Source organism: Spirosoma areae (genome assembly GCF_054781775.1).
Genome location: NZ_BAAGTT010000034.1, coordinates 79,206 through 103,855 on the forward strand (window position 1 = coordinate 79,206; position 24,650 = coordinate 103,855).

Sequence of the window (24,650 nt, forward strand, 5' to 3'; positions counted from 1 at the left end):
TTGCCGGTGAATTCTGCATGGTATGAAAACTTCTTTTCTTTTTGCCCTACTCCTGCTGGTGGTTGCGCCGGTTTTTGGCCAGGTTAACCTTCTTATCCGCGTTGAGGATAGCCTGACCCGCGAACCCATCATCGGGGCAACTATACGCACGCTTACAAAGCCCGTTGTTGGGGCCGTTACTGATGTGAACGGTATGGCTCAACTGGTCAGTTTACCGGGCGACAGTAAAACGCTCACGGTTAGCGCCGTTGGCTACCAAACCGGGCAATTTCCGGTCGGAACCGGGACCGACACGCTCGTGTTCCGGCTGAAGTCCGCCGAAGAGACCATCGACGAAGTGACCGTAACGGCAACGCGCACCAACTCGCGGATTGAGGATTTGCCCATTAAGGTTGAGGTATTGGGGCAGGAAGATATGGACGAAGAAAGCGCCGTTGTGCCGGGCAACGTGAGTAGTATTCTGGGCGACATTTCGATTATTCACGTTCAGCGAACGTCGGCAGTCAATGGCAATCAGGCCATTCGGATGCAGGGCCTCGACCCCAAATACACGCAGATTCTTCGCGACGGATTACCGCTCTACGAAGGTTTTTCGGGTAACCTCGGCGTGTTGCAGATTCCGCCATTGGACTTAAAGCAGGTGGAGGTAATAAAAGGCTCTGTCTCAACGCTTTATGGCGGTGGCGCTATTGGTGGCCTGATAAATATCGTTTCTAAAAGCCCTCATTCGGAGACACCCGAATTTACGGCCCTGCTCAACCGCTCGAACCTGAAAGAAACCAACCTGAATGCCTACTATTCGCAACGGTACGGAACGACCGGCCTGACGCTTTTTACGGGCTACACCAACCAACAGGCGGTCGATGTAACGGGCGATGGGTATACCGACAGCCCCGAAATCAGGCAGTTCAATTTCCACCCCCGGTTTTTCTGGAATCCTTCCGACCTCACCAAAGTAGACGTTGGTTATACCTTCACGACCGAACACCGCGAGGGAGGCTACCTGCCCGCCTTCGACCCAGGTGGCCCGCCCAATGGCTACCGAAACAGTACCGACCTGCAACGGCATACGGTCGATTTCAACGCCAGTCACAACACATCCGAAAGAAATTCGGTGGCGCTCAAAGGGGCAGTCAGTACGTTTCATCGGCAAAATACCGACTACCAAAAACTCTCCGACGGCCGGCAGTCGTCGGTTTATCTTGAAGCTAATGACCTTGTGCGTTTCGGCAAGCACCAACTCATTGGCGGGGCCAACCTGACGGTCGAAGCATTCCACAAAAATCGCGACAGTACCCGGCTTGTCGACTACACGTACCAGACTGTTGGCGGGTTCGTTCAGGATGACTGGCAGGTGGGCGAAAAAGTGGCCATTCAGGCGGGCCTGCGCTTTGATCACCACAATACGTTCGGGAGTTTTCTGTTGCCCCGCCTGTCGGTCAAGTTAAAACCATCAGACCCCTGGACGGTGCGGCTTAGCGTCGGAACGGGCTACAAGACACCCAACCTGTTTGTCAACCAAACGCCCGGCCAATTGGGGGTTAGTCTTATTTTCCCCCGCTTGTTACCGATTGATGTCAAAACGGTAAAAGCAGAAAAATCGGTAGGGACAAACGTGGATATTGCCTACTCGAAGACGTTTGAAAGCGGGTTTTCCATTCAGGTCGATCAGGCGTTTTATTACACGTATGTCAACTCGCCGGTGGTGTCTGCTTTCGCCAGCACGTCGAGCAACCTGGGGGCCTACACACAGTTGGTCAACGCGCCCTACAATCTGTTCAGTATCGGGACGGACACCTACGTCCGGCTCGAATACAAAGCCTATGAATTTTACTTTGGCTATAACCACACCCTTGCCCGTCGCGACGGAGGTGCCAACGCTGATCCTGCGGACAACAGCTATTTACCATTGGCTCCGCAGGACAAGTTTTCGACAACCCTCGCCTGGGAGAACGACCATTTTCGGTTTGGCATCGAGAGCAGTTATGTAGGTACGCAATACCTCTACAACAACCAGAAAGTAGCGAATTACTGGTTCTTCGCCGGAGCCGCCGAATACCACTACAACGACCACTGGCGGCTGGTGCTGAACGCCGAAAACCTGTTCAACATCAAACAGGCCAACTACGAAACCGTGGTGAGCGGCCCCATCACGCAACCTACTTTCCGGCCCGTCTGGGCACCACTGGAAGGCCGGATTGTGAATGTCGCGTTGAAGTACACGTTGTAGTCGTCAGTCGATAGCCATTGGTTAAAAATCGGCATTAATCAGGTTGTTGGACTGACTACCACCGATTTTTAGTTGCGTCAGGCAAATTGTAAGATAGAACTATCGTGAGATGATTTTATCGTATAATTCCGTTTGGTAAGGAAGAAAAAGCCCTGTATGAATTGCCCAGAGAGCAGCGTATCTTTTTTGAGCGGGAAATTCTGAAAAAGCCAGTTGAGTAGACTGAACAACGGATAATGGAAGCAGTCGTAGCATTATCCATTGTTCACTTTACCTCATCCGTTGGCTTAATACTCCTGCTCCAGCGGATGCACCATGAATTCGTCAATCACAACGTGGGCCGGGCGGCTGACGATGAACAGCATGGATTCGGCCATGTCTTCGTTTTGAAGCCAGTTTTTCGACGTTTCGTGGCCGTGTCCCTTCGCGTGAAAGCTCGAGTCAACCAAGCCCGAATAGACGCCCGTCACCTTGATGCCGAACGGCCGGATTTCCTTCCGCAACGCACCCATGAACGCTTCCTGAGCATATTTACTGGCAGTGTACAGCGACCCACCCGCAAAGGTCCGTTTGGCCACGTCTGAGGCTACGATAACAATATGCCCCGACCCCTGGGCCTTCAATGACGGCAGGGCGGCCTTCGTCAGGAGAAAGGTGCCTTTTACATTGGTTGCCATCAGGTCGTCCCACTCGTCAACCGTGATTTCATCGACATTTTTGAAAACGCCATAACCCGCGTTGTTGATTACCACGTCGATGCGGCCAAACTGGTGGAGGGCTGTTTTCACAACGGCTTCCATATCGGCTTCGCTGGCCACGTCACCGGACACGGCTACGATTTTTCCGCGTACTGATCCTTCGGTTGCTTCGGTTTCAAGTTGGTTCAGATCGTCGGCGTTGCGGGCCGTCACGACCACGTTGGCGCCGTGCTGGGCCAGCAACAGGGCCGTTGCCCGGCCAATTCCCCGCGACGCGCCGGAAATAATGATGGTTTTGTTTTCGATAGTCATAGGACAAAAGTACGGGGAAATTTAGGGCAATGAGTGAAGGTGATTGCTTACTTTTGTTTATGCAGACTTCCCACCAGATTCATTTTGGCCTTGCCCAAGGCATGGATGCCGTTGCCGATGCTTCGGTTGATTTAGTTGTTACCTCTCCGCCCTATCCGATGGTCGAGATGTGGGATGAAGGAATGGGCATTCAGAATTCGGCCATTATCAATGCTTTAGCCAGAAATGAAAGCGCAACGGCCTTTAGCCTAATGCACGATGAGTTGGACAAAGTCTGGAGCGAAGTTTGCCGCGTATCCAAACCAAGCTCGTTTGTCTGTATTAATATTGGCGATGCCACGCGTACAATAAATGGCGAGTTTCAACTATTTTCCAATCATAGCCGAATTATCCAGTATTTTCTCAGTAAAGGTTTTTGTTGTTTACCTCCGGTTCTATGGCGTAAACCAACCAATGCCCCTAACAAATTTATGGGGTCGGGGATGTTGCCCGCCGGGGTCTATGTAACACTTGAGCATGAGTACATTCTGGTGTTTCGGAAAGGGGGCAAACGTCTTTTCAAATCAGAGCAGGCAAAGATGCTTCGTCAGCAAAGCGCATTTTTCTGGGAAGAGCGAAATCAATGGTTTTCAGACTTGTGGGAAATTCGCGGAACGGGACAAAAAATGCTGACCAAAAACTCGCGCGAACGCAGTGGAGCGTATCCGTTCGAAATTCCCTACCGGCTCATTAATATGTATTCAGTGAAGGGCGATATGGTCTTAGACCCCTTTCTGGGAACTGGCACAACAACCTTAGCGGCTATGACAACCGGGCGCAACAGCATCGGTTATGAGATGGACGAAAGCTTGTCTGAAACAATTGGTGAAATGGTATTGCCCGATAAAGTCCCCGCACTCAACACCTTAATTCGTGACCGACTGCAAGCCCATATTGATTTTGTTGAAAAACGCCTACTGGCAGGCGATTGGGATGTTAAACACATAAACAAACACTATAATTTCCCGGTCGTAACGAGCCAGGAAACTGAGTTATTGCTGAATTTCCTAACCCATATTGAGCCATCGACAAATTTGTATATGGTTCACTATTCCCTTCAACCCGAATTGAAGGCGACCTATGTACCAACTCAACCTAATAAAAAAGGCCAGCAGGTTTTGGCATTTTGACGATGGCAAAGAACAAGGAGATTAAACGGTATTCATTGGACTTTGGCAAAAAAGAGAAGGTTCTAAATTACACCTGCCAAACCTATCAGCTTTCGCGTCCAAACAAAGTAGGAGCCGTAATGTCGCTCATTCGGGATTGCCAGCCCCAGTCTATTACGGAATGGGAAAAATGGTACTTCGAGAATGCCGTAACAGAAGGTAAACAGGCTCATCGGATAACTCAAATAGACATGGAGGAATTGGGTGAACGACTATATAGGGCTATCAAAGACAAAGTAATCCCTGAATGGGAAGCTGCTTTCAACAGCCTTACCCGTGAAGATTGCATCGCCTACATTTACAACCTGACAATCAACCGCACCTTCGATGGTTATCTCCGCGAAAAGTCAGTGGTGTACGACGGTCTCGCCAAAATCTTCCCGGATGTTCAGTTTGAAGAAAGTCTGCCCGAACTTGACCACTCCGGCGATGTTGACTACCTCGGTTACGTTGGCCAAAAAGCGTTTGGCATTCAAATCAAACCCACGACAGCTAAAGCAAACTTTGGCACTATTCTGTCTCAGAGCGCATGAAAGCCAGCTTTGCATCTTTTCAGCAGGATTTCACTGGTAAAGTTTTCATCATCTTCAGTTTAGATGGCGAGATTGGCAACCCGGAAATCATCCCCGAAATCGCCGAAGAAATCAACCGTCTCCGGGCGTAAACGTCCCCGCACCAACCCTTCATTTATCCTCTATTCTCAGCAGCGCAACCGGCAACTGACGCAGTACCGACTGCACAAAAACCTTCTTATCCCCATTCCCAGCGACTCCCGACAGGCAGTCCGTCCACGCAGTAGGCGCGTTGGCGGGTAGCGAAACACGTGTGTCGCTCCAGTCGAGGTCGAGCACAGCTTTCGTCTGTTCGCGGCAAAGCTGAGCCATGTGCAGGGGCACGATAACTACGTACCAAACAGTGTTATGCTGACGGGAAAAAGCCAGGATAAAATCGCGATAGGCACCTTCGACCGATACCGGCACATACGCCCCTTCAGCAAATAGAAGCGCATTTTTCTGCCGTTCGTGCAGGAGGGCGTGGGTCAGCCAGAACTTGACGCGGCCATCGAAGCGGTGCTGCCACAGATCGAGCCACAGGTTTTCGCCCAATTGTTGGCGGGCAGTCAGGTCAGTTAACCACAGTTGGCGTTTGGCGAAATCAACCGGCCGGCGGTTGTCGGGATCAACGAAGCTCAGGTCCCAGCCTTCGCCCCCCTGATAGACGTCAGGCACACCGGGACAGGTGAATTTCAGCATGACCTGCCCCAATGAGTTCGTTACCCCAAAATCAGCGATTTCATGATGAAACGCCCGGAATCGTGCCCAAAATGGACTTTGTTGATTTAACAAATTATCCGTAAACCACCGAACGCCCGCGTGGTAGTCCCCCTCCACAACCCAGCCGGTGGTATGGCGTTTGGCTTCCTGCAACGCTTTTTCCAAATACTGCCGGAAGCGATTCGGGAAATCGTCCTCGTCCTGTCCGGGCATGGGATACGCACCAAGCAGATTCTGATAAATCAAATACTCATCGTTGGCATCGGGCGCATTGTTTTCTTTAAAAGGCTTAGTCAACTGCTGCCAGTGTTTCAGCTCCGCCACCCATTCGTGGGGCAGGTCGGTGAGCACATTGAGCCGCGCCCGCACATCTTCGCCCCGCTTGGTATCGTGGGTGGCCGTGGTATTTTGTGCTAAGGGCCATTGGCGTTGGCGGTCCTGCATGGCCTGGTGAAACCCATCCACCGCCAGGCCAAATCGCTCTGGCGAATCCCCTACTTCGTTGTGGCCAATAAAGCAATTGTATGTATAGAGCAGTGTGTCTTCCACGCCCTTCGCCATCAGCGGCCCCGAAAACTGCATGAGTCGCTGATAAAATCGCACGGCCCGACTGTTATACTCCGCATCGGCTACCGGAGGTTTCAGCAGAAGAGCGCCCTCCAGTACGCCAACCGCCGTTGCCAGATCGGGGTTCTTTTCGCGAATGGTTTTGAGCAGTTTCCGCATGACACGCGCTTCGTTGTCCGGCATTGGAAACTGATTACTGTAGTACCGATAAACCGGGCACGCTACCAGCAGTTCGCCAATCGCGAGTTTAAGTTCGCCAGCCGCCAGGGTGTCTAATCCGATTTCGTCGGCCAGGTTCAGCGAGAAAAAATAATGGTAGAGATTGTCCAACTCACCCCCCATGTACTGCGCCAGAAAATACGCTTTTCGGTCCCGAATCCGGTCGGGCAATGGCATATCAGTGCCGACGAGCGCGTGATAGAACTCGCGAAACTGAGCTTCACTGTACCTGTTGGTCAGGAGGTTGTTGACCATTGCCAGGAATTCGTAGCCCGACGTTCCCTGCACGGGCCAGTTTTCGGGCAGGGCTTCGTCGGCCTGCAGAATTTTCTCAACCACGATGTAAACGTTCGCTCCGGCCAGTTCGCGCAGCCATTCTAAATAGGTTGCCGGGTCGAACAGGCCGTCGATATGGTCGACGCGTAATCCCTGAAAAATACTTTCGTCCACTAATTTTTTGGGCAGGCTATGCACAGCCTGAAAGACTGCCTCGTCGCGCATGTTCAGGCAAATCAGGCCATTGACAGTAAAAAACCGCCGGTAGTTCATAACCTGACGGGTTTCTGGTTCAGTACACAACCGATAATGTTGCTCGCCGGCGAGTTTATGCAAGCGGACGGGGTCGGCGTTCAATATGTCGACACAAGCCTGCACATACGTCCCGATTTTGGGAGTTTCGGCTAACGCGGTCAATTGCTGTCGAAATTCGGCCCATTCAATGGCATACGTTTCTGGCTCATCAAGATGTCGGAGTTGGTCGAGTTGAGCCAGCAATTGCTGCACAGAATCGACTGGTTCGTCGACAGAAGCCTGCAGGATCGATGCGTAACTACCCGGTTTCATAGGCAGCGTATTTCCGCTGACTTGCAGCACAAACCGATCCCGTTCATAGGCCAGCGCCAGGTTGCCCTGCGCCGGGGTTTCATCCATTGGTTCAGGCAGAAACGGAGCCAGGATGCGCCCGGAAAAAAAAGAACTGGCTAAAGAGGTCTCAAAAAAATGGGCATGGCGCGAGAGGTGTCCTTTTTCGAGTACATCGGTCAGCCACTCGTTGTCGATGTGGTACGCCATGTGGTTCGGCACAATGTCCTGCACCCAGCCCATACCTGCCTGTTTTAGCCGTTTACTTATGGTCTGCAACTGGTCGATGGTGCCGATTTCGGGATTTATCCGCGTAGGATCAACGCCATCGTAACCATGCGAACTTTCGGGGGTAGCCCTAAAAATAGGCGACGCATAAATAGTGGCTACGCCCAGCGTTTGCAGATACGGCACCAGCGCATCGAGGTGATCAAACGTAAAATCCTTATGAAACTGGATGCGATAAGTAGAAACAGGATTGTACATTATTTATTTGTGTAAATCAGAATGGATTGTGGCTGAACCGTAACGGGCGTGTTTCCAGCCACCATTGATGGAGCCGCAACGGGGCCAAGCCATCGTGGATCAGCCGAATCGAGCAGATTGCGCCAGTGACCGTCCTGGGCGGGCAGAGTAAGCGATTGCGGCTCCGACGAGAAATTCATCAGGCAAACAACTGTTTCCAACAACTCCGTTCGGCTGTTTGGTTTTGGTTGCTTATGCTGGCGAAACAGGGTTAGCGTTTGGCGGGCTTCGTCCACAATCACCGCCACCGATTCGCGGTCGGGGTGGCGCAGGGAAGACTGTTTACGGAGGGTCAGCAACGTTTGATAGTAACGGAACAACGTCTTGTGCGGCTCCTGCGACAAGCGGTGCCACTGCAATTGCGACCGCTCGAAGGTGCGCTCATCCTGCGGGTCGGGGGCTTCCTGCGTGGTCTGAAAAGCAGCGAATTCTTTTTTGCGTCCTTCGCGCACCGCTTCGACTAAAGCGGGGTCGGAATGGCTCACGAAATACAAAAACGGGTTCAACTCGCCCCATTCTTCGCCCATGAACAGCATCGGCAGATACGGGCTGCTCATAACAGCCCCGGCCATAAGCTTCTGCATCTCCACACTCACCAACTGACTCGCCCGTTCGCCCAGCATTCGGTTGCCAATCTGGTCGTGGTTCTGCGAGAAAACCACGAACTGTCGCCCTGCGTGCCCCTGCGTCGACTTCCCGACGATTCGGGCACGACGCGGCATATAAGTTCCGTCGTAGACGTAAGCATCTTTATACGACTTAGCTAAATGCCGAATGCCTTCATAATCCGCATAATAGCCTGTGGGTTCACCCCCTGCCGTTACGCGCAGGGCGTGGTGAAACTCATCGTTCCACTGGGCATCCATGCCGTAGCCCTGCTCGGCGACCGGTTGAATAAAGCGCGTGTCGTTCTGGTCCGATTCGATAATGAGGTAATGCTGCCGACCCGTTTGCGCCATCAGTTCATCAACATACTGCCTGATTTCCTGCAACAGATGGGTTTCGCCCGCATCATGAATGGCATGAACAGCATCTAATCGCAGCGCATCAACATGAAAATCCCGAAACCACATCAATACATTCTCGATGAAATACCGCCGAACGCTATCGCTGTAATTGTCGTCGAAATTAAGGGCATTCCCCCAGGGCGTCTGATACTTGTTGGTAAAATAGGGGCCAAAGTCGGCGAAGTAATTGCCTTCCGGCCCCATATGATTGTACACTACGTCGAGCACCACCGCCAGCCCGCGCCGATGGCAGGCATCGACCAACCGCTGCAAACCGGCACCACCGCCATAGGAATGCTGTACGGCAAAGGGGAAAACGCCGTCGTAACCCCAGTTGCGGGTGCCGGGAAACTGCGCCACCGGCATGATTTCGATGGCATTAATCCCCAGTTCAACCAGATAATCCAGCCGGTTTTCGATGCCCGAAAACGTGCCTTCGGGCGAGAACGTACCCGTGTGAAGTTCATACAGCAAATAATCTTCTAAGGGCAGGTTGTGCCAGTTGGCATCCGTCCAGAGGAACGGGGCCGTGTCGATGGCCTGCGAGTGGCCATGCACGCCTTCGGGCTGGGCTAATGAGGCCGGGTCGGGCCGTTCAAGGGTTCCGTTGAGGATAAATGTGTAGGTGTCGCCGGGCTGTAGCTGATTGGTTGTCGTTTGCCAGTAAGCCCCATCGGGCTGCAATGGAATTAGCTGATTTTGAGCGCAGTGCCGAAGGGCCACCGAGCGGGCGAAGGGTGCCCAAACCCGCACACACGCGCCTTCAGACGTAAACGTAACGCCCAGCGTCCGGCGGTTAAGCAAGGATTTATTCATTCGTTAAGGTTGGTAATCAAGTACACGCGATTACTCACACAACGCCAACAGGGGCTGATGGATGAGGAAGCAAATTAACTGAACACAAGCAACTCACAACCTTTACACCCTCATTTTTGTTGGGCTGAAAACTCCCCTCCGGGGGCGTGCTGCCTGTCGCCGGAAACCTGAAGATGCGCTAACCTCCAACGTGTTTAATTAACTTTGTAAAACCCGTATCGTCGTAAAATATCACACTTCCACAATACTGAAATAGACACTGTAAAAATTCAATTATGGCTTGGTCATCGCCACATTCAAAATGAATGCAGGTTACTTTGTCAGTTTCAACTTCATCGTTTTCTACGCGTATCAGCGTTTTTAACGCACCATCTTTGAACAAACCACAAACCCAGTTTTCACCGTTAGCTTCTTCTATAAATTCCTCACGTTCCACTTCATACGAAGTCCGAGCTGCTGCTTCGTTAACTTGCGAAAGCGTAGGGTAGTTAAATGGTGGTGTGTTGGTCAGAACAAGACCAGCCTCTATTGCAAATCCTTGTGTTTTACTGTCCTCCTTGTTGTCATAAAATGCACTAAACTTCCTACGAAGCACTGAACCGCTACTTTTGCAAAACCCGTGTTGGTGGCTGGTGTTTTATCTGTCTTTATTATTTATTGAAGTTAGTTCACTGATAAGTTATTAAAAATTAAACCCAAAATGAAATCCCGGTTCGCCGAAGACAAATTTCGACCATTTATCGTCTAACTGTTTAAATCCATCAGGCATTTTTGTGTGATAAGGACGGTGGGTAGTTGCAATTGATGGTTGAATAAAAAATCTGTCCTTAAAAAGTTTGATGTGATAACCAACGCGGTAAGTATTGAAAATCTGAAATCCATTGTCAATTTTTTTGCCGTCATCATTCACAAAAGTTTGCCAAGTAGGCATTACATTAAGTTCGGCATATAAACCTTTCCACAAAAATCGTTGGTAAGCCACTGAAATGCCATACTCCCGAATATACCCCGGAAATTCTTCTTCCGGCTTTCCGTATGATTTGTTTAAAAATGGGTGAATACCATTTGGCCAAGCATACTTCCAGGTTTTTGGTTCTAATGTAATTATATCTTTTCCTGTAATACGATAGCCTAAATTAAGTTGAGCGAAGTCGGGGGGATTTACGGGTGCTAAATTACCTAATAAAAAGATAGAGCTACCAACGAACCACCGTTTGTAAGTGCTGTCTGTTTTAGCATATTGTGCTTTGAGTTGGAGCGTGCTTGTCATCATTAAGACAAAACCAATGAATAAAATTTTCTTTTGCATTTCTTTCTTTCTTTTTTATGTGAAACGATACCGCAAAAGTAGATTGGCGAGATACAATAACACGTTCACTTAAGTTAAGAAATACGTTTTAGCTCTTTTTCTCAAGAATTCTTGCTCTTAGTCTGCTTAAAGATTGAGGTTTGATACCTAAAAAACTTGCTAATTGGTGTTGTGGAACACGCTGAATAAGGTCCGGTCTTTTTTGTATTAAGTTCAGGTATCGTTGTTCAGCGAAGAAGCCTTAAACTCGTCAAAATTACTGGAAATTATACCCAAAATGAAGGCCGGGTTCATACCCAAAGTAATTAGGCCATTTACTATCCTTTAATTTAAAAGATTCTGGTGTATTAGTTTTTACAGGCCAATGAGTTAATCCAATAGATGGTTCAAAAAAGAAACGGTTTTTAAAAAATTTAACCTGGTAACCCAAACGGTAGGTCATAAATAATGTGTATCCATTGGCAATCTTTTTATTATCCTCATTATAATATTTTTGAAAAGCATTCATTGCATGAACGGCTGTATATAATCCTTTCCACCAAAAACGATTGTAGGCTAATCCAATTACATTTTGGCGTACATATCCGGGATAATTTTCTCCCGGTGCATCAAATGATGGTCCCCAGGGGATACCTAATGGCCAGGTAAACTTAGATCTTTTAAATTCTAAGAAAACAACATTTTTAGGTGTTATTCTATAGCCAACATTTAATTGTATAAACTCAGGTGCATTTGGGTCATTAGGAATTAAATTTCCTAACATCAAGAATGTACTCCCAACAAAATACTTTTTATAAGTACTGTCTTGTTTGGCATATTGTGCGTTCACCTGTAAACTGATTGCCAACACTAAGGCAAGTCCAAGCCATAAAATTTTCTTTTGCATATCTTTTTTAATCAATGTTAAACGATACTGCAAAGATAGATTGGCAATAGACTTAAAATCGTTCACTTAAGTTAAGAAATGAAGTTACTCTTTGCTTTTTTCTAAAATTCTTGCTCTTAATCTACTCAGTGATTGAGGTTTGATACCTAAATAGCTCGCTAATTGGTGTTGTGGAACACGCTGAATAAGGTCCGGTCTTTTTTGTATTAAGTTCAGGTATCGTTGTTCAGGCGAAGAAGTCTTAAACTCGTCAAAATTGATTTGTTGTTTGGCTAACAATTCTTCCACCAATATTCTACACATTATTTCAAATTTAGGAAATTTAGCAAATAGTTCAACTTCCATGTCAGGGTTTGCAATCGTTAGTATCGTATCTTCTACACAACTTATGAAATATTCAGACGGAGCATTATTTTTTACACAATGCGGTGTCAGTTCTTCCATTTCTGTAAAAAAGGCGGTAGTTTTTTCTTCACCATCTATGATGTAATATTTCCGTATGCATCCTTTTAAAACAAAATAGCAATCTTGTGATTTCTGTCCTTCTTTGAGTAAAATAGTCCCTTTCTTAACAGAGCGGAATATGTCTAACGAAAGTATTGCGTTCTTCTCATCTTCTGTCAGAGAAATGTATTTTGCTATAAAGTCAAATAGTGTGTCTTGCATTGTTTTTATATATTGTTATGTTACTGCCTTCTGTTACACTTGCTACCAACTCGCCGATTGCCGCACGTTCAATACAAAATACGCACCGCACGGCAGCGGCCGACCGTCGGCGGCCCGGTTCGCATTTTGTATTACTGTAGTATCGCGCCCTTGACTGTCGGGGCGGTTGCCCTGTCGCCAGGACACTGCCCCGCAAACCTAAACCTGCCCAACCGGGGCATTCGCTCTGTCAGCCGAAACCCGCCGAACAAGCAAAAAACCTAACCTCTGCGGCCTGCAACCTGTCGCCCGAACGCTGCCTTGCAAGCTAATTAATTTATGGACTTGCACACAACCAGCGGTAAGGTTCGTGTGCTGGCAGGAGGCTGAAAAAAGACCGGCAGCTTTCCCTCAGACGTCAACTTCTACGGTTGTTCCGTCGCTGGAGAAAACCCGGAAGGTGCCACCGAGTTCTTCGGCCCGCGTCTGCATGTTTCGCAAGCCATAGTGCTGCTCAAGCACAACGCCGTTTGTGGAGTCAAACCCCTGGCCATTGTCATGAATGCGAAGGTTAAGGTGCCCGTCTTCGTGGACGTGTAACTCGACCATTGCCTGTGTTGCCAGAGCGTGTTTCATCACATTGTTAAGGGCTTCCTGCACAATCCGAAACAGGTTCAGCACCTGCGTTGAGGTAAGTCGGTAGGTCTGCGCCCCCGCAACATGGACATCTACATGCAGCCCGTCGGTTTCGTGAACGTAGCGGTTGATGTACTGGTTAAGCCGCTCACTAAACTCCTCGACGGTAAAGCTTTCCTGATGGATGGCCCAGATCGTTTCGCGCAGGAGTTTGACGGCTTCGCGGGTGTAATTAACCACCGTTCGCAACTGCGTGGCCCATTGTCGCCCATTAAGGATGGGTTGTTTTTCGGCCTGACCGCTGATGTGTGTCAGGTTGGTGACAACAAACGCCAGGTGCGCGCCCACGTTGTCGTGCAGGTCGCGGGCAATGCGTTCTTTCTCGACCAGCATACTGTTTTTCATGGCCAGGGTCTGCACTTCGGCCTGGTAGGTACGTTGCTGCTGAGCCGTGCGTTCGTTGAGTAACTGTTCGGCCTGGTCGCGGTCCATTTTGTAACGATAGGCCAGCCCAACTGTCAGCACCAGAACCTCCAGCAGGGCCACGCAGGCGTAGTAAGCGAAATCAGCAATCGGCTCATAGGTTGGCAGCCAGCCGAAATTGGCGAAAACCAGGCCAAGATTCAGCGTGTAGAACGGCGAAACCGCCACCAGATATAGCCACGCTTCGGGCACATGATACCGCCGAACGATGCTGACGATGATGTAGGCAATGATGACCGGCAACGGCAGCCAGTACAACGCCGTGAACAGGCGTATCAGCATCAGCTCCAGCGGGGGTGCCAGGGGAATGAACCACTCGGCGGTTAACGCAATCAGGCAAACAACTCCGCCCCAAAGTACCCCGGTTCCGATGCGGTGCCAGCGATGCGAGGCCGTATACCACAGCGGTAGAAACGCCCGCACAAAGGTTAACTGCGAGTAGAACAGAACGAGCGGGAATAGAAAGTAAATATTTTGCCGGGGCATCCAGAACTGCACGTCGAAAGCAAATTGATTCAGGAAACCATCATTGATGGCGAAAAATCCTACTAAGCCCAGCAAACAGAAAATGTATTTTGAATAAATAGGATCAAAGGTCGTCAGGAAGAAGATCAGACTCATCAGCGCCACGAACGTCAGCGTGGACAACACCCCACCCCAGAACAAATAACTTTTCTGGACGACGGTCTCGTAGGCTGACTCCCGAACAAGCGTAACGGGTATGAGCTGAGTGCCCCGGTGCTTCACTATCCGCAGATAAGCCGTTACACCCTGCCCGGCAGACAGAGTAAATGGAAACCAGAAATGCCGGTGATTGCGAATTCGCTGAGCTGCGGGGGTCTTCCAGCCAATGACGGGTGAGGTCGATAACACCCGATTTTGGGCATCGACAACAAAAAGCCGAAGTTCATCGAAACACCTGAAGTCAATCTCAGCCAGCCACTGTTGCGACTGTGCGGCCGGATTCTGCAGCCGAAACCGTATCCAGATAGGTTTAGCCGACTGCGTACCGCTTATTACCCCAAAGTTGGGAACAGGGGACGTAACCGGCTGAAAGGCAGGACCATTGCTTAGCCTGACAACATCGGCAATGGTTTTGGCAGGCGACGAATCCAGATAATAAGCCAGATTCCCCCGCAGCGAAAGCTGGTCTTTATCGACGGGCAACAGCACAACCGGCTGGCTCCTCAACGGTTGTGCTGCCATAGAAGTTGGCAGCAGGCAAGCGGTCAGGGCTATCAGCAGCAGTTGGCAAAAACGTTTCATCAGCTCGTAGTCAACAGTAATTGAGTATAAGTCTATCCCGGCGGAGCACCGCACAATCGGCTAAGGACCATCAATTACAACGTATACCCACCGTTATACTGCCGTTTCACAAACTGGTTGGCATAATCGAAGTTGATGATTTTCATGGTATTGCCATCCCAGAACAGTTTTTTGCGGCCGGTAAATTTACCGTCTTCGCGGGCCAGATACGACCGCGTAGCCAGATTGCCCATCAGCACGGTTTCGGTGAGTGGCCCCGATTCATCGAAGGACGAGGAGGTGTAGGCCCCGAAGCCCTGTTTGCAGGCTTTTACCCATTGTTGCTGATGACCTTCCGTTTTTCCGTCCACAAACGGTTTTGCGGGCGCAGGCAGAGCTTTGTTCGCAAACTTATCGACCGGCAATAGTTTCGGGTCGTTGCCGAACAGCCCGCCGGTTAGCATGCCTTTCGTGCCGATAAACAACATACCCCCGTTGTGGTCGCGGAACACATCGCTATACTCGACACCGTCGGGCAGTTGGGGGCGGATGCCCCCATCGAACCACGAAAATTTGATTTCCTTCACCTTCCTGTCGTCTGATGGGAAGGTCAGATGGATGGCTGACGAAGGGGGGCAAACGTCGTCGTAGAAGGCTTCTTTGAAAAAGTCGGCGTAGACCGACCCCACGCTGCACTCCACCGACGTGGGGTATTTGAGTTTAAGGGCGCGAAACGGCACGTCCATAAAGTGGCAGCCCATGTCGCCAAGTGCCCCCGTGCCAAAATCCCAGTACCCCCGCCAGCGGGTTGGCATGTAGGCTTCGTGATAGTCGCGGGCGGGGGCCGTACCCAACCAAAGTGGCCAGTTCACCTCTGCCGGTATGGGCTGCGACTCGCCCTTATCTTTGGGCGACCGAACGCCCTGCGGCCATACCGGGCGGTTGGTCCAGCAGTACACCGTATGAACATGGCCAATCAGTTTTTCCTGAATGGCTGTTTCGATGATGCGCGTGGCATCACCCGAACTTCCCTGATTCCCCATCTGGGTCACGACTTTGTATTTACGAGCCGCTTCGGTCAACATGCGGGCTTCGTAGATGTCGTGGGTGAGCGGTTTTTCGACGTAAACATGTTTGCCGAGTTGCATGGCCGCCATGGCAATGGGCGCGTGCATGTGGTCGGGTGTGCTCACAATCACCGCATCGAACGTTTTACCCGCTTTGTCGAGCAGTTCGCGGTAATCCTGAAAATAAGGCGCGCTGGGAAATTGAGCGCGGTATTTCTTCGCCTGCCGGTCATCCACATCGCACAAGGCCACCATGTTGTCGGAGCCGCTATTGTAGGCCAGCCGGATATTAACATCAGCCTTGCCGCCACAGCCCACAGCCGCCATGTTGAGTTTGTCAGACGGGGCAATAATCCGCGTGCCATTGGCCGCTTTTCCGCCCAGCACATGGCGCGGCACAATGAGGAAGTCCACAGTGGATACTGCAGCCGCAGCAATTGCGCTGCGTTTCAAAAATTTACGACGGGAGGGTTTAGGAGAATGAGTCATTTTTGAATGAGCGAATGAGTGAATATTCGTAAACGCCTAAAGTTACGTCTTCCATCTATTCACTCTTTCGCTCGTTCACCTTTAATTTCACCCCATCACCTGTCCCATTTTCATGGCGATGCTCATATCGCCTTTTATTTTGAGTTTACCCGTCATCACGGCCATCATTGGGTTGAGGTCGCCAGTGCCCATTTTTACAAGGTTACCGACGCTTACCTGCAAGTCGCAGTCCGCCGGTTTATCTTCATTCGAAACTACAGCGGGCGACTGGGTCGCGTCGATAAACACAACGCCCTGATCGGTCACGATTTTAGCCGTAGCGTTAATGTTGTCGGCATGTGTAACTTTGGTTCTTATTTGGTCGGTCAATTCCTGAAGGGTCATCTGCTTTGGGTTTTAGTACGGCTAAGAAACACCGATACGATAATAAGGTTTATTCATTGATAGGATTACGTATGCGTTCTCAATTTTTAACGGTTCTTTGCATCCTGACGTTTCTTAGCTGTGCCCTGGGGCTGGCCGATGCGGTTGTCTCGTTCGTGCAGACCAATGCTGCCTCCGAAACGCCTTATGTCGGGCGCAAACTTACGCCCGAAGAACAAAAAAACGAGCCGAAGCAATATTTTGAAGATCGTTCATCGGGCGATGCTCCCCTGCCCGGCGACCCCGACGTGATCAAATCGCTGGCGGTGGCGCAGTTTATTTATTCGCTGCTGACCCTCGCCGGGGCTGTGCTGATGTTCCATCTGCGCCGAATTGGGTACTGGGTTTATGTCGTAGGCGCAGCCGCCGGCCTTATACTGCCCATAATCCTGGCAGGTTTTGGTGCATTGAACACCTCATTCGGCGCTTTCTTCAGTTTACTGTTTGCCGGACTTTACTGGCTGACACTGAAGGAGATGCGGTGAGAAATAATCCCCAACCCCCTGAAGGGGCTTTAGCTATCTCTAAGACCGGCTATAGCTCCCTTCAGGGGGTTGAGGGTTAGTATTAAACCTATTTCACCGCCACGTCAGCCGGGCTGACTACGCTCACATCCGTATTGCTGACAAACGCAACGTGCTTTCCATCGGGCGACCAGGACGGCGTGTTGATGGTGCCCTGACCACCGTAGATGTAGGCAATCACCTTGGGCTTCCCGCCCGAAACAGGCATCATTCGGAGGTAAACGTGTTTGTAGGGCGGGTGGTCGCCCGGCGTTACTTCGTCTTTCAGGAACGACAGAAACACCATCGATTTTCCATCGGGCGAAATATGGGCGAACCAGTCGTGAAACTCCCCGTCGGTAACGGCTTCCTGCTGGCTGCCGTCGGGTTTCATTCGCCAGATTTGCATGGTGCCGGTACGGTTGGAGTTAAAATAAATATACTTACCATCGGGGGAGTATTCAGGGCCGTCGTCGAGTCCTTTGGTATCCGTCAGCCGAACTTCGGGGCCACCCGCAGCGGGTACTTTATAGACATCGTATTCGTTGTTGCGTGACCCGCAGAAAACCAAATCTTTACCATCCGGCGACCAGCCATGCAAATACGATGGACCTTTGGGCGTAATCTGTTTAGGAACTCCTCCACCAACGGGAACGGTGTAGATGATTGACCCACCCAGGTCGGTTACGCCACTGCTCAGGCCCAGCATCTTGCCATCGAAGGAAAGTACGTGGTCATTGTTGTTATTTTTTACATCACCTGTGTTCAGCACTTTTTGGGCGCGGGTGGCTAAATCAAAGGTATGAATCAGGCCACCACCGTTGTAAATCAGCGTTTTGCCATCATTTGTCCAGTTGGGAGCCTGAATGGAGTTGGGAGCCGTATGAATCACGTTGCGCTTGCCGGTAGCCACGTCCAGCAACTCTAAGCGGCTGGCCAAGTTCATCCGGCCCGGTTTTTCATCAGGACTGACCGGCACCGAAATCCGCACATCCTCATAAACGACCTTCTCCACAACATCCTTATTGTGGGCGCTGATGAACAGCCCTACATACAATTCCTCGCCTAAGATGATGTCAGTCACTTCCTGCGTTTGGAAGGGTTCCCCAAATTTGGCTACCCGCATGGTGTAGGTGTTGCCACGCCGTTCTAACTGAATAACATCGGCATGAGTCAGGGTGGCGCGTTTTTCTTCGGTTTCACCCCCCGCCGTTCGCCGAAACTGTAAGGAAGTCAGGCCATCGCCATGTACAGCGGCACTCATGTGCGGTGCTTTCGGGTCTGCACCGGCGCGGGCCATCCAGCCAATTTTCCGGTGTGGGTCTACACCCTTCCCCACCAAATTACCACGCACATAAACAATGAAATCGCCTTTAATCCGCTTCCACAGGAATTGAAATTCATCCTGAGTGCCCCAAATGTTCGTGCCCGACCCGCTTAGTTCATAGGTCTGGGTAGCGGCTTTGTAGGCACTCATACCCGGATGCAGCACCGGCCCAACATCCGTTTGACCATCAAAAACGCCAACTGGTTTTTGCTGCGAAAAGGCCGCCTGACTTAATAGAATCAGCAGAAAAAGGTTTAGTAAGAAGTTCATTCGCTCGTTTGTTAAAGGTCGGTCAACATTATTGGGCAAGTCTGTTTGCAAAAGAGGGGAGCGAATAAAGTTTACTTCATTGACTTATACAACCCATTCAATGATTCAGTAAAAAGGCCAACCCTGCGGTTGGCCTTTTTTACTGAATCACCGGCTAAAAATCCGGTTCATCGGCACTTGGCCCGTAACTGCCCGGTATCGGAATGTTGAGCAGACGCAGGTAAACACCCAATTGCGCCCGGTGATGGACAATCTGGCAAAGCGTCATCCGAATAACTTCGTGCTTCGGCGAGGTACTGTATATCTCCCCGCCGTTGCGGAGTGTCCAGGCTTTAGTCAGGATTGCTTCATTGGCGGGGACTAATTGGGATTTGCCATTGATTAAACTTTTGTCAAAAAAATGCATCAAATCGGCCGTGTTCGTAATCACTTCCTCCCGATATGGATTCGCAGCGAAATCCAGCTCATTCGTTGTCAGAGCCATGCTTACCCAGTTGGGTAAATCGGCAATATGCACGGCCAGCCGCCGAACGGTCATGCTTTTTTCGTGGGGTTGCCAGTCATACGTATCATCCGGCACGCGGCTCAGCATCTTCCGGGTGGTAGCTGATTCACGCTCCAATTCCGTTAAAAACAGGGGGATTAGTTCCATCGTAACCTTTGCTTGGTGATGAAACAAAGGTATCGCCGGGTGGTGACAGCCCTATGTCAGCAGGGTATGGTTACCTGTCAGCTATACCGTCATCTGCCTGAGTCATGGCCAGCCTGAAGCAAATCGTGGCCAGCGAGTACCTGACCGAAGCCATGATTTTTAGCCTTAACCTGACAAACAGCCCTGCTATTTGTTTATACAACACAAACCATTAACCACAGTTTAGATACTCACTTATGAACGCGTCTCGTCTGACCACACTTCTTTTAGTTGTTTGCTTTTCACTCACATCCATAGGGGCCAGTGCCGACGATCCCGACGCTGTTCTGGGCCGATGGCTTAGTGCGAAAAAGCGGAATCAGGTTCAGATTTATAAACAGGGCAACAAGTATTACGGGAAGTTAGTCTGGATGCTGGAGCCAAATGACCCGGTCACCAAAAAACCCAAAGTTGACCGCGAAAACCCCGACGAAAACCTGCGGGATCGCCCCATGATGAACGTAGTGCTGCTGACGGGCTTAACCTACAAAGGCAACAACGTTTGGGGCGACGGTGAAATTTATAACCCCGAAGATGGCAAGACCTATAGCTGCGAGATAACGCTGAAAGATGCCAATGCGATTGACCTGCGTGGCTATGTCATGGGCATTAGTTTCCTAGGCAAAACCCGAACCTGGACGCGCGTGCGGTAGGACGATTGAGTGGGGTCGGTATTCCGTATCCCATATCTTCAAGATATGGGATACGGAATACCGACCCCACTCAATCGTCTCTATTAAAACCCAATCGAATTGCCCCCATCGACCGGCAACGAGACGCCCGTGATGTAGCGGGCGGCTTCGGAGGCCAGAAAAACAGCAGCCCAGCCAATATCGGCGGGTTTACCAAAGTAACCCATTGGCGTTCGACGCATGGCGCGGGCGAAGCGGTCGGGGTCGCCACCCATTGCCGTTTTGCTCATGGCTGTTTCGATGAAACCCGGCGCAATGGCATTCACCCGGACGCCATTCCCTGAAAACTCCGACGCCAGCACTTTCACCATGCCCTCCACCGCCGACTTGGAAGCGGCATAAGCCACCACCCGGTCAATGCCATAATATGCAGCCATTGACGAGATCATGATGATGGAACCACGCTTACGGGCCATCATCCGCCGGGCACACACGCGGGTCAGGCTGAACACTGAGTTTAAGTTGGTGTAAACAATCCGGTCAAACTCTTCGTCTGTAACGTCCAGCGCCGGTTTTTTCATGTTAATTCCGGCATTGTTAAGCAAACAATCAATTGGGCCGTGCGTGGCTTCGATGTCCTCGACCAGGCCATCCAGCGACTCACGGGCGGTTACGTCGTTGACCCGGTACTGTGCCCGTTCGCCCAATAAAGTAATGGCTTCGCGGAGCGGCTCTTCCCGCCGGCCCGTGATGACAACGCGCCCCCCGGCTTCCACCATGCACCGGGCAATATCCAAACCAATGCCGCTGCCCCCGCCCGTAATCAGGGCAAGTTTGCCTTCGAGGGAGAAAACAGACGTATTGGTCTGACTGGTAGCGAATGGCTCACGGGCACTATTTTCTAACTGATTCATTAGCGTAACTGGTAGATGTCTACCAGGCGTTTTACTTCGTCTAACGTGCGTTCTGGTTTTTTGAATGGGGCCGGAATGGGTTGCCGGGCGTAGGGCTGGAGATACAGCACCCAGGCATCGCGCCACCAGATGGCCTCTTTATGCTGCGTTGCCAGCCGTCCGGCCACGTCGGCAAAAAGAGTTGGGTCAACGGAAGGTTTAACCTGTGCCCATTGCTGCTGCATCCAGCCAACCGAATCGGCGCCGGTGTAGAAGCGGGTGCAGAGTTCATCCCAAAGGATTCGCCCCGTGCTCAGTTTTTTCGTCCAGGGAACGTGGTGAAACCAGAGCAGATACGGCAGCGGGCAGGTTTCGGGGTTACGCCACTTTTGCTGAACTTCGGGCTGATACTGCGCTAATGCATTGCTGCCTGTAGCCGTCCGGTCGAAGCCCAGCCCTGCAGAATCGGCCCGGTGATAATAAATGGCGGTCCAGTCGGGACGCGAACTTTTTTCTAACCAGGGTTCGGGGGCAAAATGGACGCCCGACCAGGGACGCGACAGGCCAAGTGGAGTATTGTAATTCACATAAATCTCCCGCGACCGCAGCATCAGCCCGGTTATCGTTTTTACGGCTTTCGGCTCAGTGGTAAGCGTCATGTTTACCCACTCATTCGCAATGCCCTCCGCCGATAGTGTGTGGTCCCATGCCAGTCGCCCGAAGGCATACCAGTTGGCCTGCGCCATCGGGTGGCCCGTCCAGTTACGGTCAGAACCAGTATTGGCCACGCCCGCAATGGCCGTCAGCGGGTAGCCGTGCAAACTGCCATCAATCACGTTCGCTACGGATGACTCACCGGATGATGCCCCACCGGATGGTGCCCCACCGGATGGTGCCTTTTTTCCTTTAACGTAGGTATTCGACGCTAAACATTCTTTAAACAACGGGGCTTCATACACCAAATGGGTGGCAAAACCCATGTACTCCTGCGTTAGCTGAAACTCCATCGACAGGGGTGTTTTGGGCATCGCGCCGAACAGGGGCGAAAAGGGTTCACGCGGCTGAAAATCAATCGGGCCGTTCTTCACCTGCACAATCACCTTCTTAGTAAACTGGCCATCCAGGGGCGTAAATTCTTCATGAGCGGCTTTAAACCGGTCAGCTTTGGGGCGGTCCGGCGTTCCGGCAGCTTTGTAGACAAAGGCCCGCCACATGACCACGCCATCAAAGGGCGCTAAGGCTTCGGCCAGCATGTTGGCCCCGTCGGCATGGGTTCGCCCGTAATCCTGCGGACCGGGTTCTCCTTCAGAGTTGGCTTTCACCAGAAACCCGCCAAAATCGGGAATGATGCTGTAAATTTCTTTAGTTTTATCGGCCCACCATTTCCGCACCACCGGGTCGAGCGGGTCGGCGGTTTTCAGACCGCCAATGGTCTTCGGTGCCGGAAAATAGACGGATAAGTAAACCCGAATGCCATAAGCCCGGAAGACGTTCGCTAAAGCCGCCACCTTGTGCAGATACTCGCTGGTTAAAAAGCGGGCGCTGGCGTTAACGTTGTTGACAACCGTTCCGTTGATGCCCACCGACGCATTGGCACGGGCATAGAAGCGGTAGCGGGGATCAACCGTTTCGGGCAGTTCAAACCATTTCCAGAGCGACCCGCCGGCATATCCCCGTTCGATGGTACCGTTTGTATTGTCCCAATGGTTGAGCAGCCGATAGCGGATTTTAGGGTGGCTGGTCAACGAAAGCTTGTCGATTGATTGCCCCGTCTGGAGGTGTCGAAGCAGCGCAAAAACGCCATACAACACGCCTGCATCGGTTTTGCCCGTAATGGTAATGTTGCCCTGGTTAGAAATCTGGTAGCCTTCGCTGGCTGCGGTGTTGGCATCGGCGTTTAGCAGCAGCACAATACCGTTGGTCCGGGTTCCGGCATTGGTAACAACAGGAATGGATTTACCCAGCAAGCCCTGTAAGCCGGTTTGTAATTCGTCGGTGGCTGATTTCAGAACAGGACTTTGCTGGTTTACCGCTATGAATTGTACCGAACGGGCATACGCATCCCGTTTGGCTGCGTCTTTAATCAGATCATATTTCAGCCAAAGTCGGTACCCATCGTCCGGGTCTGGTAGTCGGGCGTGGGTGGCTCTGGCTACGAGCAATAGGATTAGAAGCCCGTTCAGAATTTTTTTCATACGTCCGTCAGCGAGCGTTCAATGCCCATTTCCAGGCCCCGGAGTTCGGCCAGGCCCCGCAAACGGCCAATAGCCGAATAACCGGGATAGGTTCGGGCCGCGTTTGGCTTTTTATGCAGATCATCGAGCATCTGATGGCCATGGTCGGGGCGCATCGGAATGGATGCTTCACCCATGCCGGCCTGCTGGCGCCGACGCTGCTCCCGAACGATTTCTTTCACAACTGCATACATATCCACATCGCCCGCCAGGTGGTCAGCTTCATGGAAATTACGCGACTCCTGCTCCCGTTTCGTTGTGCGTAAATGAATGAAGTGAATGCGTTCGCCGAACCGCCGAATCATACCAGGCAAATCATTATCGGGGCGAACGCCCAGCGAACCCGTGCAGAAGGTAATGCCGTTGGCCGTTACGTGGCAGGCATTCATTAATTGGGCCAAATCGGCCTCCGTGCTCACCACGCGCGGAAGTCCCAGCAGCGGATACGGCGGGTCGTCGGGGTGAATGCACAGATTTATGCCCACTTCCTGCGCCACGGGAGCCACCTGCTGAACGAAATAATACAGGTTTTGCCGAAGGGCAGCGTCATTAATCGAAGCGTATTCATTGAGTAACCCCTGAAACGTATCGAGGGTAAAGGCTTCTTCGGAACCGGGCAGACCAAGCAGAACCGTGTTACTTAATTCCGTAATCTGCTCCGGCAACATAGCCGCGAATTTCTGACGGGCCGATTTAATGATTTCGGGTTCGTAGTCCGTTTCGGCACCGGGGCGCTTGAGAATGCACAAATCAAAGACCGCAAAATCTTCCCAAACAAACCGAAGTGCCCGCGAACCGTCGGGCATTTCGGAGCTCAGGTTCGTGCGCGACCAGTCGAGCACGGGCATAAAATTGTAACAAATGGTTCGAACGCCACAAGCCGCCAGGTTACGAATCGACTGCTGGTAGTTTTCGATGTATCCGGCGCGGGTTGGGCGGCCTTTCTTGATGTCCTCATGAACGGGCAGGCTCTCGACCACCGCCCAGTGCAGGGGCGAATACCGGTCATTTTGGGCTATTATGATTCGGTTTCGCTCGTTGATAGCGTCGACCGGCCACAGGTCACCTACTGGAATCTGGTGCAGGGCCGTTACCACGCCCGTGCAGCCAGCCTGCCGAATGTCCATCAACGAAACCGGGTCATTTTCGCCAAACCAGCGCATGGTTTGCAACATGCTCATTTGTGCAGTTTCTAAATGC

Annotated in this window: 21 protein-coding genes and 1 pseudogene; 6 read left to right on the forward strand and 16 right to left on the reverse strand. The window is 51.2% G+C overall.

Translation table 11 applies throughout. The annotated features are described in order from the left end of the window. Positions 1-22: 22 nt before the first annotated feature. Positions 23-2,230 carry a TonB-dependent receptor gene (locus tag ACYVI1_RS19465; RefSeq protein WP_460912414.1) on the forward strand — a complete coding sequence of 736 codons (2,208 nt, stop codon included), beginning with the start codon at positions 23-25 and terminating at the stop codon, positions 2,228-2,230. Between the two features lie 287 nt (positions 2,231-2,517). Here ACYVI1_RS19465 and ACYVI1_RS19470 read toward each other — a convergent pair whose 3' ends face one another. Further along, on the reverse strand, positions 2,518-3,240 hold the full coding sequence (locus ACYVI1_RS19470) for an SDR family oxidoreductase (protein WP_460912415.1): 723 nt from the start codon (positions 3,238-3,240) through the stop codon (positions 2,518-2,520). Positions 3,241-3,299: 59 nt separating this feature from the next. Between ACYVI1_RS19470 and ACYVI1_RS19475 the strand changes: the two genes are divergently transcribed. The 3 genes from ACYVI1_RS19475 to ACYVI1_RS19485 are packed head-to-tail and all read left to right on the forward strand — an operon-like array spanning position 3,300 to position 5,112. After that, entirely contained in the window at positions 3,300-4,409 is a 1,110-nt protein-coding gene (locus tag ACYVI1_RS19475) for a DNA-methyltransferase (protein WP_460912416.1), read from the forward strand. A 2-nt stretch (positions 4,410-4,411) separates the two neighbouring features. Continuing rightward, positions 4,412-4,981 (forward strand): MjaI family restriction endonuclease, encoded by a 570-nt coding sequence (locus tag ACYVI1_RS19480; protein WP_460912417.1) that lies wholly within the window; start codon positions 4,412-4,414, stop codon positions 4,979-4,981. Next, on the forward strand, positions 4,978-5,112 hold the full coding sequence (locus tag ACYVI1_RS19485; RefSeq protein WP_460912418.1) for a hypothetical protein: 135 nt from the start codon (positions 4,978-4,980) through the stop codon (positions 5,110-5,112). The genes ACYVI1_RS19480 and ACYVI1_RS19485 overlap by 4 nt, the downstream gene beginning before the upstream one ends. A 19-nt stretch (positions 5,113-5,131) precedes the next feature. Here the strand turns inward: ACYVI1_RS19485 and treY are convergent, their stop codons facing one another. From treY to ACYVI1_RS19535, 10 genes and pseudogenes are all read right to left on the reverse strand, one after another. After that, a complete protein-coding gene (gene treY / locus ACYVI1_RS19490; protein ID WP_460912419.1) occupies positions 5,132-7,855 on the reverse strand; it encodes a malto-oligosyltrehalose synthase in 2,724 nt (907 codons plus the stop codon). Next, positions 7,855-9,717: a malto-oligosyltrehalose trehalohydrolase gene (treZ, locus tag ACYVI1_RS19495; RefSeq protein WP_460912420.1), complete on the reverse strand. Its 1,863-nt coding sequence runs from the start codon at positions 9,715-9,717 to the stop codon at positions 7,855-7,857. The genes treY and treZ overlap by 1 nt, the downstream gene beginning before the upstream one ends. Positions 9,718-9,895: 178 nt before the next feature. Then, positions 9,896-10,312: a hypothetical protein gene (locus ACYVI1_RS19500; protein ID WP_460912421.1), complete on the reverse strand. Its 417-nt coding sequence runs from the start codon at positions 10,310-10,312 to the stop codon at positions 9,896-9,898. A gap of 87 nt (positions 10,313-10,399) precedes the next feature. Then, positions 10,400-11,026, reverse strand: coding sequence for a hypothetical protein (locus tag ACYVI1_RS19505; RefSeq protein WP_460912422.1), 627 nt, complete (start codon positions 11,024-11,026; stop codon positions 10,400-10,402). 88 nt (positions 11,027-11,114) lie between these two features. Next, a pseudogene (locus tag ACYVI1_RS19510) lies at positions 11,115-11,284 on the reverse strand (Crp/Fnr family transcriptional regulator); the annotation flags it as partial. Next, a complete protein-coding gene (locus ACYVI1_RS19515; protein ID WP_460912423.1) occupies positions 11,283-11,978 on the reverse strand; it encodes a hypothetical protein in 696 nt (231 codons plus the stop codon). The pseudogene ACYVI1_RS19510 and the gene ACYVI1_RS19515, both read right to left, overlap by 2 nt. 18 nt (positions 11,979-11,996) lie before the next feature. After that, positions 11,997-12,578, reverse strand: a complete 582-nt coding sequence (locus ACYVI1_RS19520) for a Crp/Fnr family transcriptional regulator (RefSeq protein ID WP_460912424.1) — start codon at positions 12,576-12,578, stop codon at positions 11,997-11,999. Positions 12,579-12,968: 390 nt separating this feature from the next. Continuing rightward, on the reverse strand, positions 12,969-14,942 hold the full coding sequence (locus ACYVI1_RS19525) for a sensor histidine kinase (protein WP_460912425.1): 1,974 nt from the start codon (positions 14,940-14,942) through the stop codon (positions 12,969-12,971). Positions 14,943-15,016: 74 nt separating this feature from the next. Continuing rightward, positions 15,017-16,477 (reverse strand): Gfo/Idh/MocA family protein, encoded by a 1,461-nt coding sequence (locus ACYVI1_RS19530; protein ID WP_460912426.1) that lies wholly within the window; start codon positions 16,475-16,477, stop codon positions 15,017-15,019. A gap of 87 nt (positions 16,478-16,564) precedes the next feature. Next, the gene (locus tag ACYVI1_RS19535) at positions 16,565-16,861 is read right to left on the reverse strand and encodes an SCP2 sterol-binding domain-containing protein (RefSeq protein ID WP_460912427.1); all 297 of its coding nucleotides are present in this window, start codon (positions 16,859-16,861) and stop codon (positions 16,565-16,567) included. A gap of 71 nt (positions 16,862-16,932) precedes the next feature. Here ACYVI1_RS19535 and ACYVI1_RS19540 point away from each other — a divergent pair, with 71 nt between their 5' ends. Further along, the gene (locus ACYVI1_RS19540) at positions 16,933-17,385 is read left to right on the forward strand and encodes a hypothetical protein (protein WP_460912428.1); all 453 of its coding nucleotides are present in this window, start codon (positions 16,933-16,935) and stop codon (positions 17,383-17,385) included. 88 nt (positions 17,386-17,473) lie between these two features. Here the strand turns inward: ACYVI1_RS19540 and ACYVI1_RS19545 are convergent, their stop codons facing one another. Continuing rightward, on the reverse strand, positions 17,474-19,000 hold the full coding sequence (locus ACYVI1_RS19545; protein WP_460912429.1) for a TolB family protein: 1,527 nt from the start codon (positions 18,998-19,000) through the stop codon (positions 17,474-17,476). Positions 19,001-19,154: 154 nt separating this feature from the next. Next, the gene (locus ACYVI1_RS19550) at positions 19,155-19,652 is read right to left on the reverse strand and encodes a DinB family protein (RefSeq protein ID WP_460912430.1); all 498 of its coding nucleotides are present in this window, start codon (positions 19,650-19,652) and stop codon (positions 19,155-19,157) included. A 236-nt stretch (positions 19,653-19,888) separates the two neighbouring features. Between ACYVI1_RS19550 and ACYVI1_RS19555 the strand changes: the two genes are divergently transcribed. After that, positions 19,889-20,344, forward strand: coding sequence for a DUF2147 domain-containing protein (locus ACYVI1_RS19555; protein WP_460912431.1), 456 nt, complete (start codon positions 19,889-19,891; stop codon positions 20,342-20,344). 83 nt (positions 20,345-20,427) lie between these two features. Here ACYVI1_RS19555 and ACYVI1_RS19560 read toward each other — a convergent pair whose 3' ends face one another. Genes ACYVI1_RS19560 through uxuA form a run of 3 tightly spaced genes read right to left on the reverse strand, consistent with a single transcriptional unit; the run spans position 20,428 to position 24,631 of the window. Beyond that, positions 20,428-21,237, reverse strand: coding sequence for an SDR family NAD(P)-dependent oxidoreductase (locus ACYVI1_RS19560; RefSeq protein ID WP_460912432.1), 810 nt, complete (start codon positions 21,235-21,237; stop codon positions 20,428-20,430). Continuing rightward, a complete protein-coding gene (locus ACYVI1_RS19565) occupies positions 21,237-23,411 on the reverse strand; it encodes an alpha-glucuronidase family glycosyl hydrolase (RefSeq protein ID WP_460912433.1) in 2,175 nt (724 codons plus the stop codon). Before ACYVI1_RS19565 ends, ACYVI1_RS19560 begins: the two co-directional genes overlap by 1 nt. Continuing rightward, complete coding sequence (uxuA, locus tag ACYVI1_RS19570; RefSeq protein ID WP_460912434.1) at positions 23,408-24,631, reverse strand: mannonate dehydratase; 1,224 nt, start codon at positions 24,629-24,631, stop codon at positions 23,408-23,410. Before uxuA ends, ACYVI1_RS19565 begins: the two co-directional genes overlap by 4 nt. Positions 24,632-24,650 lie beyond the last annotated feature (19 nt).

Coding starts and splice junctions, on each gene's coding strand:
- ACYVI1_RS19465 (WP_460912414.1), top strand. CDS start 23: ATGAAAACTTCTTTTCTTTTTGCCCTACTCCTGCTGGTGGTTGCGCCG.
- ACYVI1_RS19470 (WP_460912415.1), bottom strand. CDS start 3,240: ATGACTATCGAAAACAAAACCATCATTATTTCCGGCGCGTCGCGGGGA.
- ACYVI1_RS19475 (WP_460912416.1), top strand. CDS start 3,300: ATGCAGACTTCCCACCAGATTCATTTTGGCCTTGCCCAAGGCATGGAT.
- ACYVI1_RS19480 (WP_460912417.1), top strand. CDS start 4,412: ATGGCAAAGAACAAGGAGATTAAACGGTATTCATTGGACTTTGGCAAA.
- ACYVI1_RS19485 (WP_460912418.1), top strand. CDS start 4,978: ATGAAAGCCAGCTTTGCATCTTTTCAGCAGGATTTCACTGGTAAAGTT.
- treY (WP_460912419.1), bottom strand. CDS start 7,855: ATGTACAATCCTGTTTCTACTTATCGCATCCAGTTTCATAAGGATTTT.
- treZ (WP_460912420.1), bottom strand. CDS start 9,717: ATGAATAAATCCTTGCTTAACCGCCGGACGCTGGGCGTTACGTTTACG.
- ACYVI1_RS19505 (WP_460912422.1), bottom strand. CDS start 11,026: ATGCAAAAGAAAATTTTATTCATTGGTTTTGTCTTAATGATGACAAGC.
- ACYVI1_RS19520 (WP_460912424.1), bottom strand. CDS start 12,578: ATGCAAGACACACTATTTGACTTTATAGCAAAATACATTTCTCTGACA.
- ACYVI1_RS19525 (WP_460912425.1), bottom strand. CDS start 14,942: ATGAAACGTTTTTGCCAACTGCTGCTGATAGCCCTGACCGCTTGCCTG.
- ACYVI1_RS19530 (WP_460912426.1), bottom strand. CDS start 16,477: ATGACTCATTCTCCTAAACCCTCCCGTCGTAAATTTTTGAAACGCAGC.
- ACYVI1_RS19535 (WP_460912427.1), bottom strand. CDS start 16,861: ATGACCCTTCAGGAATTGACCGACCAAATAAGAACCAAAGTTACACAT.
- ACYVI1_RS19540 (WP_460912428.1), top strand. CDS start 16,933: ATGCGTTCTCAATTTTTAACGGTTCTTTGCATCCTGACGTTTCTTAGC.
- ACYVI1_RS19545 (WP_460912429.1), bottom strand. CDS start 19,000: ATGAACTTCTTACTAAACCTTTTTCTGCTGATTCTATTAAGTCAGGCG.
- ACYVI1_RS19550 (WP_460912430.1), bottom strand. CDS start 19,652: ATGGAACTAATCCCCCTGTTTTTAACGGAATTGGAGCGTGAATCAGCT.
- ACYVI1_RS19555 (WP_460912431.1), top strand. CDS start 19,889: ATGAACGCGTCTCGTCTGACCACACTTCTTTTAGTTGTTTGCTTTTCA.
- ACYVI1_RS19560 (WP_460912432.1), bottom strand. CDS start 21,237: ATGAATCAGTTAGAAAATAGTGCCCGTGAGCCATTCGCTACCAGTCAG.
- ACYVI1_RS19565 (WP_460912433.1), bottom strand. CDS start 23,411: ATGAAAAAAATTCTGAACGGGCTTCTAATCCTATTGCTCGTAGCCAGA.
- uxuA (WP_460912434.1), bottom strand. CDS start 24,631: ATGAGCATGTTGCAAACCATGCGCTGGTTTGGCGAAAATGACCCGGTT.